General features: G+C 60.5%; 13 protein-coding genes. 12 read left to right on the forward strand and 1 reads right to left on the reverse strand.

What is annotated here, in order from left to right:
• Positions 1-66: 66 nt before the first annotated feature.
• From QX132_RS10675 to QX132_RS10690, 4 genes are read left to right on the forward strand one after another with little or no spacing between them, the layout of a single operon-like run.
• A complete protein-coding gene (locus QX132_RS10675; RefSeq protein WP_315754288.1) occupies positions 67-1,005 on the forward strand; it encodes an ABC transporter permease in 939 nt (312 codons plus the stop codon).
• On the forward strand, positions 1,002-1,871 hold the full coding sequence (locus QX132_RS10680) for an ABC transporter permease (RefSeq protein ID WP_315773510.1): 870 nt from the start codon (positions 1,002-1,004) through the stop codon (positions 1,869-1,871). The genes QX132_RS10675 and QX132_RS10680 overlap by 4 nt, the downstream gene beginning before the upstream one ends.
• Before the next feature lie 5 nt (positions 1,872-1,876).
• Positions 1,877-2,872 carry an ABC transporter ATP-binding protein gene (locus tag QX132_RS10685; RefSeq protein WP_315716419.1) on the forward strand — a complete coding sequence of 332 codons (996 nt, stop codon included), beginning with the start codon at positions 1,877-1,879 and terminating at the stop codon, positions 2,870-2,872.
• Positions 2,872-3,885 (forward strand): oligopeptide/dipeptide ABC transporter ATP-binding protein, encoded by a 1,014-nt coding sequence (locus tag QX132_RS10690; RefSeq protein WP_316161054.1) that lies wholly within the window; start codon positions 2,872-2,874, stop codon positions 3,883-3,885. Before QX132_RS10685 ends, QX132_RS10690 begins: the two co-directional genes overlap by 1 nt.
• 127 nt (positions 3,886-4,012) lie before the next feature.
• Here QX132_RS10690 and QX132_RS10695 read toward each other — a convergent pair whose 3' ends face one another.
• Positions 4,013-4,993, reverse strand: a complete 981-nt coding sequence (locus QX132_RS10695) for a response regulator transcription factor (protein WP_316161055.1) — start codon at positions 4,991-4,993, stop codon at positions 4,013-4,015.
• Between the two features lie 328 nt (positions 4,994-5,321).
• Between QX132_RS10695 and QX132_RS10700 the strand changes: the two genes are divergently transcribed.
• From QX132_RS10700 to QX132_RS10735, 8 genes are all read left to right on the forward strand, one after another.
• Positions 5,322-6,245 carry a sugar phosphate isomerase/epimerase gene (locus QX132_RS10700; RefSeq protein WP_316161057.1) on the forward strand — a complete coding sequence of 308 codons (924 nt, stop codon included), beginning with the start codon at positions 5,322-5,324 and terminating at the stop codon, positions 6,243-6,245.
• 364 nt (positions 6,246-6,609) lie between these two features.
• Positions 6,610-7,713 (forward strand): NAD/NADP-dependent octopine/nopaline dehydrogenase family protein, encoded by a 1,104-nt coding sequence (locus QX132_RS10705; protein WP_316161060.1) that lies wholly within the window; start codon positions 6,610-6,612, stop codon positions 7,711-7,713.
• Positions 7,714-7,744: 31 nt separating this feature from the next.
• A complete protein-coding gene (locus QX132_RS10710; RefSeq protein WP_316161062.1) occupies positions 7,745-8,401 on the forward strand; it encodes a DMT family transporter in 657 nt (218 codons plus the stop codon).
• The gene (locus tag QX132_RS10715) at positions 8,283-8,708 is read left to right on the forward strand and encodes a DMT family transporter (RefSeq protein WP_316161112.1); all 426 of its coding nucleotides are present in this window, start codon (positions 8,283-8,285) and stop codon (positions 8,706-8,708) included. Before QX132_RS10710 ends, QX132_RS10715 begins: the two co-directional genes overlap by 119 nt.
• Before the next feature lie 214 nt (positions 8,709-8,922).
• Entirely contained in the window at positions 8,923-10,302 is a 1,380-nt protein-coding gene (locus tag QX132_RS10720; RefSeq protein WP_316161063.1) for an MmgE/PrpD family protein, read from the forward strand.
• 1,116 nt (positions 10,303-11,418) lie between these two features.
• Positions 11,419-11,613 (forward strand): transcriptional regulator domain-containing protein, encoded by a 195-nt coding sequence (locus QX132_RS10725; protein WP_316161065.1) that lies wholly within the window; start codon positions 11,419-11,421, stop codon positions 11,611-11,613.
• A 4-nt stretch (positions 11,614-11,617) separates the two neighbouring features.
• Positions 11,618-12,193, forward strand: coding sequence for a DUF2285 domain-containing protein (locus tag QX132_RS10730; protein ID WP_316161066.1), 576 nt, complete (start codon positions 11,618-11,620; stop codon positions 12,191-12,193).
• Positions 12,194-13,244: 1,051 nt separating this feature from the next.
• Complete coding sequence (locus QX132_RS10735) at positions 13,245-13,694, forward strand: hypothetical protein (protein ID WP_316161067.1); 450 nt, start codon at positions 13,245-13,247, stop codon at positions 13,692-13,694.
• Positions 13,695-13,794 lie beyond the last annotated feature (100 nt).

Below are 13,794 nucleotides of genomic sequence, written 5' to 3' on the forward strand. Positions count from 1 at the left end.
TTGTCTGGAGAGAAGAGTTCAGTCCGAACATTCTGGTTTCTATTCGCGAATGTGCTGGGTGATCCAATGATCAGCTTTGCCTTCAAGCGGCTGCTGCTGGCCATCCCCACCTTGCTGGTGATGTTGACAGCAATCTTCGTGCTGGTGCGTCTCGTTCCGGGTGATGCGGCATCCGTCATCCTCGGCGACCAGGCAACCGAAGCCTCGCTTCGCGCGATGCGAGCCCGGCTCGGGCTCGATCAGCCGATCCAGGTCCAATATCTTCACTTTCTCGGTGAGGTGCTCACCGGAAATCTCGGGCAATCGCTGAGCAGCGGCCGGACTGTCGTGCAGGAGGTCCTGCTGGTGTTGCCCTCGACGATCCAACTCACCTTGGCGGCCATCGTGATCGGAATCGTCCTGGGTCTGCCGCTCGGAATCCTCGCCGCGCTCGGCCGCAACAGCTGGATCGACTACGTCTCGCGGCTGGTCTCGTTGGTCGGGCTATCGTTCCCAGCGTTTGTGTCAGGCATTCTGTTGCTCATCGTATTCGCGATCCAGCTGGGATGGTTCCCCGTTCTCGCGTCCGATAGCACGGATCCGATCGAACGGTTACGAAGCCTTGCCTTGCCTGCGCTGAATCTCGGCTTGATCCTGATGGCCTATGTGGTGCGTGTCACGCGGTCATCCATGCTGGGAGTCCTTGGCGAGGATTACATCCGCACAGCGCGCGCGAAGGGAGTGACTCCCACGCGCCTCGTCATGCGACACGCTCTGCGCAATGGCCTCATTCCGGTGGTTACCGTTGTTGGCCTCTACTTCGGTACGTTGATCGGAAATTCGGTGCTCACGGAGATCATCTTCAACCGGCCCGGCCTCGGCAAGCTCATCTTCGGGGCACTCAACGCTCGCGACTATACGCTGCTCGAGGGGCTGATGATCATCTTTGCCATCTGCGTCATCGTCGTGAATACGCTGACGGACATTACCTATGGGCTTATCGATCCGCGGGTGAAATACAAATGACGGTCGGGGTTGCATCGGTTGCAGTGTCGCAGCCTAGTCGATTGTGGTTGGCCTTCTCCAGAAATCCTCTCTTCTGGCTGGGTGCGCTGCTCCTCGCGCTCATCATCGTCGTGGCGGTGCTCGCGCCGGTGATCGCGCCTCATGACCCGCTGGAGCAGAATATCGTGGCCAGGCTCGAGCCGCCGTCAGCGGAGTTTCTGTTCGGAACGGACAATTACGGCCGAGATGTCCTGTCCCGTCTGATCTATGGAGCCCGCATCTCCCTGATGGTCGGTTTCGTCGCTATCCTGATTGCGATGACGATCGGCTGCACGATAGGAATCGTTGCGGGCTATGTCGGAGGAGCGCTGGATCAGCTCGTGATGGGGGTGCTCGATGTGATGCTCTCGTTTCCAGCTCTTCTGCTCGGCCTCATGATTGCGGCGATGCTCGGCGCCAGCCTTCAGAACCTGATCATTGCAATCGCAATCACGGAGATCGCGCCGTTTGCGCGAGTTGCCCGGGCGCCAACGATTGCCTTGAAACAGCAGGACTTCGTGATCGCGGGCCGAGCGCTTGGGTTCGGACCCGTCCGGATCATGGGGGTTCATATTCTCCCCAATCTCATCTCGGATGTCGTGGTGATGAGTTCACTATGGATGGCTTCCGCGATTCGCACGGAAGCATCGCTGAGCTTCATCGGGCTGGGCGTTCCGCCACCGACACCGACCTGGGGCAGCATGATCCGCGAAGGGTTCGACAACATCCTCGACGCCTGGTGGCTCGCGGTCTTCCCGAGCCTTGCGATCTTGTTGACCGTGCTCGCCCTCAATCTCCTGGGAGACGCTCTGCGAGACGCCATCGATCCAAAGCTGCGGGGGGAATAGCAGGCATGACATCGTTTCCTAGGCCAGCTCTCGACCTGCGCAATCTGCGGACCGAATTCCGAATCGGCGGCCATTGGTACCCGGCAGTACGAAACGTCTCGGTATCACTGATGCCAAACGAGACGCTCGCGGTCGTGGGCGAGTCGGGCAGTGGCAAGAGCGTCACGGCCCTGTCCATCCTACGGCTGCTTCCGCATGCCGGTGCTCGCATCCAAGGCGGAGAGGTGTTGTTCGAGGGCCAAGATCTGGTGACCTTGTCCGAGCGGGACATGAGCACGATCCGGGGCAATTCGATTGCGATGATCTTCCAGGAGCCGATGACCAGTCTCAATCCGACCATGACCGTGGGAGACCAGATCGCGGAGGCGATCCTCATTCATCGCGGAGGGTCGCGCATGGAGGCCAAGGCTGAGGCGCTTCGGCTCTTGGCGGAGGTCAAGATTCCATCGCCGAAGAGCCGACTAGATGAGTATCCGCATCAATTTTCGGGAGGGATGCGCCAACGCGTCATGATTGCCATGGCACTAGCCTGCCATCCGAGGGTTCTTCTGGCCGACGAGCCGACGACGGCACTCGATGTGACGATCCAGGCGCAGGTGCTGACTCAACTCGAAGAGCTCAAACAGGCCTACGGAATGTCGATGCTGTTCATCACGCATAATCTTGGCGTGGTTGCGCAGATCGCCGACCGCGTTGCCGTGATGTATGCGGGCGAGATTGTCGAGCTTGCGACTGTCGACGCACTGTTCGCAAAGCCCATGCACCCTTATACGGCGGCGTTGCTGCGCGCCATGCCGCGAGCTGACCGGGCCAGCGAGAGTCTGGAGCCGATCCCCGGCAGCGTTCCCGCCCTGTCTGCTGTTCCAGCAGGCTGCGCCTATGCGCCCCGCTGCCCGTTCAAGGACCGCAGCTGTACCGAACTGCACCCAGAACTCGTATCATCAGGTGATCCCGGACATTTGGTGCGCTGTCCCGTCAGACCGGTCGGAGGAGTGCATTGATGACGACATCCGTGGGAAGCGGCGACTTTGTTGTACGTCATCTTTCGAAGACCTTCGTGAGACACGGAGGTTCAGGCGCCAGATGCGTCCGGGCGATCGATGATGTGTCTTTCCGCATTCCAAAGGGGGCTTCCCTTGGCCTCGTGGGCGAGTCCGGTTGTGGCAAGTCAACGGTCGCGCGTACCATCCTTCGGCTCATTGAGCCCGATAGCGGATCAATCTTATTCGACGGCATCGATGTCCGCGCCGCCAAGGGGGCCACCTTGCGCGCGTTGCGGCGCCGGATGCAGATCGTGTTTCAGGATCCGTATTCTTCGCTCAACCCGCGCCGAACAATCCGGCAGACTCTGGAAGAACCCCTTCGTGTTCATCTGCGACTCTCGTCCAAGGACATCCGCGAGAAGGCGGAAGCCGCCATGCTCGAGGTCGGGTTGCCGCGAGAAGCACTGGAACGCTACCCGCACGAGTTCTCCGGCGGGCAACGGCAACGGATTGGCATTGCACGGGCGCTGGTCTTGGATCCCGAACTGGTCGTCGCAGACGAGGCCGTTTCTGCTCTCGATGTGTCGGTCCAGGCGCAAATTCTTCGACTGCTGGAGGGGCTGCGCGAACGCCGCGGCCTGTCGTTCTTGTTCGTTTCGCATGATCTCGGGGTGGTCCGCCATTTCTGCGACCGGGTCTCCGTCATGTATCTTGGGCGCATCATCGAAGAAGGGCCGACGGCAGATGTTCTTGACCGTCCGTTGCATCCTTACACCAGGCTTCTGCGCGACAGTTATCCAGTGCCGGATCCGAGGGCCCGCCGGCCTCTGATCCAGATCGTGGGAGAGGTTCCTTCTGCAGCCAATCCGCCTCCGGGCTGTGGCTTTCATCCGCGTTGCGCGCGAGCGGAAGGTCTATGTTCCGTCGAAAGGCCGCAGTTGGAGACGTCGGGGGACGGCCGATTCCGGGCATGCTACTTCCCGGAAACAAGCGAGATCGCGTGGGGGAGCCTGCGCATCGGAGCGCGATGAATTAAAGCCCCGCCAAAGGAGTTCATTGGCGAGTGTGCCGTGATCGTAGTCCAGTCGCCCAATTCCCTGGATTGAAGTCGACCGAGCGGAAGCTTCGCTGGAGGCTAGCGCGAGAGCCGCTCCCTGATCAGCGGCGAGCGGGGCTTATCCGATCCGATCGGTGCAGCATTCGCGCGTTGCTGACCGGCTCAGGTCGGGGAAGGTAGGTGGCAGGTCCGTCCGGGGCGAAGTCGAGCGAATAGCCCAATCCTCGCACCGTACGGATATAGTTCGGCTCGCCACGTTCACAAAGAGCCTTGCGAATCCGGCTGATATGAACATCGATTGAGCGAACGGCGTTCTCCTGAGTATGTGCTCGAATGCTGGATAGGATCTGCTCCCGAGAAAAGACCTTTCGGGGGCATTCGAGGAGCTGTTGCAAGATCCGATATTCGACGGGGCAGAGGCGAATGCAGCGCGCTCCTCGGGAGACGCGATGCGCGTCGGACTCCATGACAATGTCGGCAAATCGAAGCACTTTGGGACTGGAACAAGTCGATTCGCGCAGAAGACCACGCAGCCGGTCGATGAAGATGTCCGGAAGAAACGGCTTCAATATATAGCTTGTCCGATCCGCATGGACGCACGCCTCCTCGAGGTGAGGCGATACGCTTGCCATGATCAGCGTCGGGACATTCTGCGTTGCAGGGTCCCGGTGCAACTGTTCGAGCGCGAAGGCTACGCGATCCCCGCACGATACATCGTCCAGGGCGATCAAGCCGGGGCGCGCGGCGGTGGCGGAGGCGATCGCATCTGTCAGGGTGTCAGTCAGCATGCAGTCGAAGCCGTTGCTCTCGAGAATGTATTTGAGCAGGCTCGTGAATCCCTTGTCGCCGACCAGCAGGACGCGTGGTCTCGAAGGCACGGAGATGGAGCGGCCTTCGTCGCGGGCTGTAGAAGCAGGAGCAGACATCTGGTCGCATCCCGCCGCGGATTGGTCGACCCCCGAATCCGGTCTCCAGCCGGTCGCGAATGCAAGGCCCTTGTCCTGATTTTTAGCTGAGTTTGCGACACTGCAGAACTCCTCGGCAGGCTCGTCACTGCCAGCTAGGACTGCCTTGTGCACCATTCCCATCTCCATCATGTGTCTGCATCATCAGATGCAGTAGAGCAGCTTCCGGCGCGCGCGGAAGCTACCAAGCCGGATAGGGGGCCGGACGTGTACGGCTGCCGTCGGCAACCTTGGGACGGGTACGGATCCGTGAATGGTGATGCAATTCCGCATATGGCGGTCGTCGCTGCGGAACAAGAAGACTGCGCTCCGGACCGCGGACCTCTACCAGGGTTGGTAGTGGCAGTGTGTGGTCGGCCGCCCTATCTTTGCGGTGCAGGCTCTCCGTGCCGCAGCCGGTCGCAAGTCATCAAGCTTTGGCGCGTCCAGTCGAAGGATCCATGATATGATTTTCGGAGAGGCGCAGATGGTCAGCCGCATCGGATTCATGCAGGGTGATCTGATGGAGCCGGCTGACAAGAGAGGACGAGGCTTTCTCACGGATTGCTGGCGCGAGGAATTCTCGGTTGCCCAAAAAGTCGGCTTCGAACTGATCGAGTGGAGAATCGGTGACGAGCCGATCCTGATGAATCCTGTGATGTCGACCACCGGACGAGATCAGATGCGGCGGCTTAGTCGCGAGTGCGACATCTGCATTCCATCGCTGTCCGCCGACTTCATGATGCAATCCCCCTTCTACAAGGTCACCGGCCGTGAGCATTGGGCGAGGCTCGATCTGCTCGGTGCCGTGATCGAGGCGTGTGCTGAGATCGGCATCAAGCTCCTCGTGGTGCCACTCGCGAACGGCGGGCAACAGCTTTCCCCCCGCGAGGCGGCGGCACTTCGATCCGGACTGGATCGGCTTGCGCCGCTCCTCGAGGCTTGCGGCGTCGTCCTCTCCCTTGAGTCTGATCTCGATCCGCCGCTCTTGGCATCGCTGATCGAACCATACCCGGCAGACCGGTTCGGCATCACATACACGGTTGGATGTCGAGCTTCGACGAGCGCTGATGCGCATGGGGCCCTTGCCGCCTGCGGCAACCGGATCGTGAACGTCCACCTGAAGGACTGGAATTTGCACGTCAACCGCGCTTCGCCGTCTCGTCAGCGAACCAACCTCGCCGGCGCGCTCAATCAGCTGAGACTCGCAGGTTATCGGGGCGATCTTATTCTTCAATCGACCCCTGGTAACTGTCGAGCAGCATTGCTCGCCCAGTACGGTGCCATGGCTGCGACCTGGTGGAGCTTCGGTGGGCCAGATCATCTCAGTCTTGCTCCAGGGATGGTCGAGGCGAACGAGAACCTGCAACAGCTGTCGCATACGCGGTGAGCTTGGAGCTCGACGCCACGCCGAGACGAATTCCCTGCAGGCTGTGACTTCGCACCTCTCTGCATGAATTGGTGCGTCCCAGAGCTCGCTTTGGACGAAGCATGATCCTGGCGGTTGCCTTTGACCGAGCGAGGATGACGCCTCCGCGCGCGTGAACAAGTCGTGCAAAGATAAAGGCGATCTATTGACTGCAAAGGCAAGTCAATGCGCGCATTTATGCGTTTCATCGCCAGCCCACTATTAGTGTCCGAGGCGCGTACGTTAGCGAGATGCTTCCGTATGTTTACAGGATTATTATGTTGACCGGATCGTGCTGCTCCAAGAATACTTGAATCTACGTTAGGTTGCGTCATGGAGCAGCGACATGCAGACGTCGGTTTCGATCATTGGTGCCGGGAATTGCGGATGTGCGTTCGCGGCCGATCTTGCCAGTCGAGGAGCGAACGTACTGTTGTACGCGCATCCCGAGCATCGCCGGCACGCGGAGACAATCGACCGCAACGGCTATCTGGAAGCAGGCCTCAAGATCGAAGGCCGCTTCCATCCTGATGTCAGCTCGGACATGGCCGACGTCGTCCGGTTCTCCAAGTTCATCATCATCACGGTCCCGTCATATGGCCATGAGGCCGTCCTGAGCGAACTCGCAAAGTTCGACCTCAGCAAGCATGTCGTCATTTCGATCACGGGCAACTTCTTCGCTCTCATGGCGCGCAGACAAATCAATGCGCGTTACATCCTCGAAACCGCCACGGCGCCCTACGCCTCGAGAATGCAGGATGGCAAGGTGACGGTGATGGGCATCAAGAGCATCATGCCGATCGCAGCGATGCCGGTCGATGTCAGTGAAGCGTTGCGCGATGAGATTGGCGCGATCTTCCCGATGCCGCTGGAGTGGCGCAGCAATGTTCTCGAGATCGGCATGTCCTGCATTACCGGAGTGATTCATCCGACGCCGGCGCTGATGAACGCCGGATGGATCGAGACGCGAAGGGGCGACTTCTATTTCTATCGTGAAGGCATGTCGACTTCGGTCGCCCGCGTCATCGACGAAGTCGACAAGGAGAGAATGGCGATCGCCAGGGAATTTGGCTTCAAGCCGCAGTCTGTCGTGGCGATCATGAACAGCTACTACGACAGGGCCTTCGCCAGTTTCGGCGAGTTCGCCAGAGAGACGGTCGAACACAACACGACCAAGATGGCGCCGACGCACATGCGCGACAGATTTATTGTGCAGGACGTTCCATACGTTCTGGTTCCCTGGTTCGAGCTCGGCGTCAAGGTCGGCCTCCATTCCACCGCGATCAAATCGATCATCGATCTGGCCTCCATCGTCAACGAGACGGACTATCTGGAGACCGGCCGAAATCTGCGCAGGCTTGGACTGGATGCGGCTTCCAAGGGCCAGGTGATCGAGACATTCAGCGCACCGCTTGCGCCCTGGGACGATGAGCTTCGCCGTATCGCGTAGATCTTGGCCGTTTCTCGACCATGAGGCTTGTATGACGATCATCAGCAGCCGGCAGGACGTGCCGAACAGCTCGGTGTCATCTCACCTGCCGGCAATCGGCTATAAGGTGCTCTCGGCAGCGGTGCTCGCCGTCATGTTCGCCTTGATCAAGAAGTTGGGCGGCGAGTACCCCGTGGGACAGATCGTCTTCGTTCGGAGTTTCTTCGCTCTGCTGCCGATTCTCTGGCTTGTCCGGCGTCTCGGAGGTTATCGCCTGCTTCGCACCGAACGGCCGGGCGCTCATCTGCGCCGCTCCGTTGCCGGTCTTTGCTCCCTCTTCCTCAGCTTCACGGCGGTCGGGATGCTGCCGCTCGCGACCGCGACGGCGCTGGGCTACGCAGCACCGTTGTTCATCACGCTGTTTGCCATTCCCTTGCTCGGGGAGAGCATTCGCCTCCATCGTCTTGTTGCCGTCGTTTTCGGATTTGGCGGCGTGCTGCTGATGGCCCATCCCGATGGCCGGGGGGCTCTCCTCGGGAGTCCTGTTCGCGCTGGCCGGTGCGGTGGCTACGGCCCTTGCATTGATCTCCATCCGCAAGATGCGGGACACCGAGACGAGCATGGCCATTGTTTTCTACTTTTCGCTGTCGGGCACATTGGTGAGTGCAGCGACACTGCCGTTCTCTGCAGTCTGGCCGAGCGTGACTGACCTGCCGATCCTCGTCGCAATTGGTGTTCTGGGCGGCGCTGCCCAGATTCTGCTCACCAAGGCCTACCAGATGGCGCCGGCGAGCGTCGTTGCACCCTTCGAATACGCCACCTTCGTCTTTGCCTTTCTGCTCGGTCTCCTCGTCTGGCGTGAGATGCCGGTCCCGATCGAGCTGGCCGGGATTGCCGTCGTGATCGCCTCAAATCTCTTCATTGCGATGTACGAGCAGCTGGCCGGAATGTCGCCAAAGCTTCGCCTGCCCGGCAAGTGGCACCACACCGCGACGGTCCGCGCCAAAACCGACTGAAATGATCGGCGCGGATCCGGCTCAACCCCATAACTCCGACGAATAGGTGCTCGCAAAATTCGACTTTGACTTCCTGCTGCCATTCGCGCGGAAGATGCTCAAAGGCAGCTTCGTGCCACTTCGATAGAGTTCGGTTTGCCAATCATGAGTCGGACGGCTGCGCTACCTCACCTCGTCCGATCAGCACACATGCTGAAGATCCCTGGAGGCCCGCATGACATACACCGCTGCCGAGCTGTTGGCCGAATGGGTCAGCGCGAGCAAAGTTCCAGAAGAAGCCCGGATCAGCGCGGCGAAATGCGTGCTCGATTTGATGACCGCCGCGATAGCCGGCCATGAGACGCCAAATGCGGTGGCCGTGCGCCGAATAGCGAGCGCGACCTGGGGCCATGGACCGGCGGCGATGTGGTTTTCAGGAGAGCGGTCGACCGCCGCGGGGGCAACCTTCGTCAATGCGGCCTGCGCGTGCTCGCTCGACCTGGATGATGGCCACCGCGCCGCTTCGGGGCACCCCGGCGCAGCGATCATTCCGGGGGTATTGTCACTGCTCGGCAGTCCGTCCTTGGATGGGCAACGGGCGCTTGCCGCCATTGCCATCGGATATGAGATAGGCGTTCGTATTTCTGCTGCCCGGGATCTGCGAAGCGTGCCGACGGTGAACAGCGGCCTCTGGAGCGGTCAAGCGGTTGCGGCAGCGGTGGGTTGGCTGAGAGGGCTGTCGCAGAGCCAGATCGCACACGCGATCTCAATCGCTGGGACAACGGCACCGAGCCAGTCGGCTACTCCATACACCCGGTTCAGAGGCAACAGTGTCAAAGAGGGCATCCCATGGGGAGCTGCCAATGGCATCCTGGCGGCCGATCTGGCCAAGCAGGGCTTCACCGGACCGATCGACATTCTGGACAGTTCAGAACGTTACGATCGCGCGCGGCTTCTCGACGGGCTCGGAACGAGTTGGCTCATCAACAGCACCTATTTCAAGCCCTATAGTTGCTGCCGTTGGATTCACGCGCCGATTGACGCGCTGATCACATTGCTGAGCGATCATGACATTCATCCGGAAGCCATCATCAGCATCGATGTGGAGACCTTTGGGAGGTCGTTGACCCTGAGCAACGAGGTGGAGCCGCGTACGCTGGAAGGAGCGCAATACAGCCTTCCGTTCTGCCTCGGTGTCGCCGCGACCAGCGGCGCACCGGCGTTGCTCCCCTTGAGCAACGAGTCGCTGACAGACCAAAGAGCCATCGAGATCGCCGGACGCGTCCACATGACCGTCAATCCCGAATTTGAGCTGATGTTCCCGGCTGCGGTTCCCGGGCGGGTTCGCATCACCACGGCTTCGGGCACCTTTGAGCGGACCGTGTTGGCGCCGAAGGGAGAACCTACGAACCCCATGAGCTGGGACGACATCGGGTTCAAGTTCCAGGCCATTGCAGCTGGTCGCGCCGATGCTCGTGTCGCGGCTGGGATTCCAAATGCGATTGGCGCGTTGCGAAGGGGAGATGTTGCGCCGTTGCAATCGATGCTGGAAGCAAGGCTGTTCGCCAGCTCGAATGACGCGTCGCCCGTCGAGCGGCTTGAGGTCGCCCAGTAGGCCCAGCGAGCGATGAGACGGCGGCAAAGAGGCATCCTGGCAACAGGTCTATCAGATCGATTTGTCCCATCCCCTGGATAGGAGCGTGCGCGCGAAGCCGGCGAGGAGGGCCCGGCCACTCAGTTTCTGCATATCGGGAAATCCTTCAGTGCGGTGAAGACGACGCTACGGTCGCCGTCGACGTGAAAGCGCCATACGTCAATCGGATCGACCTTTAGTCTCTGTTTGAAATCCTGTTTTGAGCAGCGAGAAGGCCGGCATGGTCAAGACACCAGTTTTCATCGGACCTAGCGTCGCAACGGATGCTCCCTCCCTTGCACGAGCGGATACTGCCCGTTTGCTCTGTCCCCATCGGGCAGATTGCGGGACGAACTGGCGGGGATCAAAGGCGAACCTTGTGTTTGCAGCAAAGCTGCTCGGCTGCTTGCGTACAGGAACGTCGCCGCCACCATCTGCGCTCGAATGGTCCGGATTTGTTGAGCACTGGACTGTCATCGTTCGCGACGACATATGTGTGCTTGAGGGAACGGTATGGCGTCTCCCATTGTGCCAGGGCAGCTTGGCTGCACCTCTTTTGGCCATTGATCCTGCCGCAGGGTGGGCGCGCGCGCTCGGGGAATGGCTTACGATAGGGGCGCCTCACAAGAGCACCGGCGTAGCCGGACTTCGTCCGGAGCTGATCTCCGATCGTGCGGCACGATGGCTGGAACATCAGCTCGCCCCCGCAGATTGAGCTGTGGGCCAGATCGCTTGACCGAAATTGTCAAGGGCGGACGAAGCGTTTCTCAAACGGGTGTGAGCGCCATTTGAGAGCGCGCGTGAGCTTCGAGCGTAAGCAAACTTGATAGGGTCGCGCGACCGCCGTCGATCTGCTGAAATCCTTAGCAAAGTGGACCTGAGGCGAGGCTGGTATGCCGCAGACAGCAGCGGGGCCTCATCATCGCTGCCCGGAATCGCGCGATTTGAGTGAAACCGAACGTCCATGGAATACTCATAATCCACTGTGTTGCGCTCGATCGGTGCCAACTCCGCAGATTGATAGCCCCGTGCGGATCCCCCGTTGCTAGCCTCTGCAAACGTTGATGAGAGAGCGGCAATGGCAGGGACAAGTGTGTAATGAGTGAGTTCAACTGGAGGTCGTTCGAGTCTTACAAGAAGCTCGAAACAGCCGATGCGGCCGACTTTGCCTGGGAATGTCTACGTCGTAATCCAGACTATCGGCGAGATTACAGCGATCTGCTTGCACAAGACAAAGACGGCCCGACCGATCCTGAATTTAGGCGGCGATGGGGGCTTTCTTTTCGCGGCTGACCCAATGCGCCGGTTTGATGCTCAGGCCATATTCTGGGCGCCGGAAGTGCTGCCGACTGTGCTTCGGGTTGCTCCGACCTCGCAAGGTTCGCTCGCGCCATTCTCTCATCTCGACCTTCGCGGATCGCCCGGCGCCGAGCTGAGACGGGCGTCCGATGGCTGGTACGCGGTGCTGCAGTTGGGCGGCGCCACGCACCGGCTGATGCTCTCCCGGCTTCCGGCGAAGGGGACGGCCGTGGCTGTCGAACTGCCGCTCGACCGTGATTTCGATTTGCAGACGCGCGCGGCCTATCGGCTTTGGACGGCGCTGAGACGAGGTCCGATCCGGCTGCCGGCTCACACCGGGCCCATTCAGCAGCGGCGGCGCCTCGTTCTTGCGCTGCGTGCCTTGGATGGCCGTGTCGAGGGCCAGAATTATCGGGCGATCGCCGCGGTTCTATTCGGGTCCGAGCAAGTTGAAGGCCGGGGATGGAAAACGCACGACCTGCGCAGCCGGACCATCCGGCTGGTTCAAACAGGTCAGACGCTGATCCGAGGCGGTTATCGAAATCTGATGCGTAGCCAGCGCCGATCAGCATGATCTGCGCTCCGATCCGTCTCGCGGCCGCCGCGGAAGTGGACCATCGGTGCAGGGACCGGTTGCGCATGCCGGATGCCAAAACTCAGTCATTCGGCCTGGCTGATGTCCTTGAGCGCATCACTCGTCGTCGCGCGAGCGGGGGGTAAGCCGGCTTGCAATGCGTCAATTGCCTCGTAACTGGCAATTCGTGCCTTGGTCCGCGGCAACGCGGCACGGCATCCTTGCTACTGCCATTGCGCAATTCAGGCGCGACATGTTGCAGCCGCCGGCTCAACCGGGAGCCTTTGATTGCGCCGTGCCTTGATATGACGCTGATGAGATGGGACGGACGGCGCACAGCGGCCGCGAATGACCAACCTGGCACCGGCACGAATGGGAGATTGGCCCGTTCGCGCCGCAGCGTGCATTCTGACGCGCGGGCGTTGAGACTGACCGTGAGGCGGCTCGCGAGACATCTCGACCCATGATCTGGGAGATTGGTCGGATCGAGGCTCACTCTGGACGGCGGACCGATTGAATCCCTGTGTCGGCCTCCAAGTGTGCGTTCCGGCCAAGACGGATGCGTCCAACGCTGTGCCGAGCGAGGTGAACAGGCACTGCTACTCGCGTAAGACGCGTAGTGATGATAATGCCACGCAGGAATAGACCGCACAGCGACGCCGGACGAGCTTTCTAGCCAGTGACTCCGCCGCCGGTGAAGAACCACCAATTTCGGTAGCTCGCCAAGCACAAGCTTGCGTGGCATGGTCAAGCTGGCCGAGCGCAACGTCTTTCATCTCGGCACATCGCGTGAAATGAGTCGGCGTCAAGGACGACGTCGTTTCCCGCGCCGTCATGCGAGCTCTCCGCGTTGAGTCGTGACGACATCTCTCAGTATGGGACCTATTGATTTCGTCCTGCAACAGATATTGTATTGATGTTAATACGACTGGGCGATATCGTCCCACGTCGAGAAGGAGAGGCGACGGATCCGCTGGGTGCACGTCGATCCCTTGCCACCGGCCGGCTGTCGGCGACCTTCCACCGACTGTTTTCGGCCCGGAGTTCGGTGATGTCTCTTGATGAAACACTGCGGATTTTGGCAACTGTCGAGCCAGCTGGTCTGACGCTCGATGAGCAAGCCATCGAAAGCAATCCCGACGCCGTGCTGGTTGCCCTCGGCCGCAGCTTTGAAGCGCTCACCGCGGAACTCGCAACTCTCCAGCAGCAAGATGCGCAATCAGCTGCCGTCACCTGCGATGCCAAATCGCAGGTGACGGCCGTGGTCGCGCCCTGCGTAGAGCGCATCGAAGCGATCTTGAGCTCGCTTGACCCGATTGAGCGCGCCATCATGGCGATTCCAGCCAGAACGGTCGTCGGTCTGGGGGTAAAGGCACGACATGCTGCACATGTGCTCTCGAACTACTGGACGGACGTCCCCGAGAGGCTCGACTGGGATGCCCGGACAGTGCGGCATCTCATCGAATCCGCTTGTTCAGTCGCCGGTGTAGAGCTGAGCTAAGCTAAGCTAAGCTAAGGTCTTTTCTACGGGCCGTCTCCGTTATGGAGCGGTGCGATGACCCCTTAGCGGCTGGCGTGTGCCGGCGCTCTCGCCTCTGTCG

The organism is Bradyrhizobium sp. SZCCHNRI20481 (assembly GCF_032485055.1).
Taxonomy (GTDB): Bacteria; Pseudomonadota; Alphaproteobacteria; order Rhizobiales; family Xanthobacteraceae; genus Bradyrhizobium.

Coding starts and splice junctions, on each gene's coding strand:
- QX132_RS10735 (WP_316161067.1), top strand. CDS start 13,245: ATGTCTCTTGATGAAACACTGCGGATTTTGGCAACTGTCGAGCCAGCT.
- QX132_RS10710 (WP_316161062.1), top strand. CDS start 7,745: ATGACGATCATCAGCAGCCGGCAGGACGTGCCGAACAGCTCGGTGTCA.
- QX132_RS10675 (WP_315754288.1), top strand. CDS start 67: ATGATCAGCTTTGCCTTCAAGCGGCTGCTGCTGGCCATCCCCACCTTG.
- QX132_RS10725 (WP_316161065.1), top strand. CDS start 11,419: ATGAGTGAGTTCAACTGGAGGTCGTTCGAGTCTTACAAGAAGCTCGAA.
- QX132_RS10695 (WP_316161055.1), bottom strand. CDS start 4,993: ATGGTGCACAAGGCAGTCCTAGCTGGCAGTGACGAGCCTGCCGAGGAG.
- QX132_RS10690 (WP_316161054.1), top strand. CDS start 2,872: ATGACGACATCCGTGGGAAGCGGCGACTTTGTTGTACGTCATCTTTCG.
- QX132_RS10705 (WP_316161060.1), top strand. CDS start 6,610: ATGCAGACGTCGGTTTCGATCATTGGTGCCGGGAATTGCGGATGTGCG.
- QX132_RS10730 (WP_316161066.1), top strand. CDS start 11,618: ATGCGCCGGTTTGATGCTCAGGCCATATTCTGGGCGCCGGAAGTGCTG.
- QX132_RS10680 (WP_315773510.1), top strand. CDS start 1,002: ATGACGGTCGGGGTTGCATCGGTTGCAGTGTCGCAGCCTAGTCGATTG.
- QX132_RS10685 (WP_315716419.1), top strand. CDS start 1,877: ATGACATCGTTTCCTAGGCCAGCTCTCGACCTGCGCAATCTGCGGACC.
- QX132_RS10700 (WP_316161057.1), top strand. CDS start 5,322: ATGATTTTCGGAGAGGCGCAGATGGTCAGCCGCATCGGATTCATGCAG.
- QX132_RS10720 (WP_316161063.1), top strand. CDS start 8,923: ATGACATACACCGCTGCCGAGCTGTTGGCCGAATGGGTCAGCGCGAGC.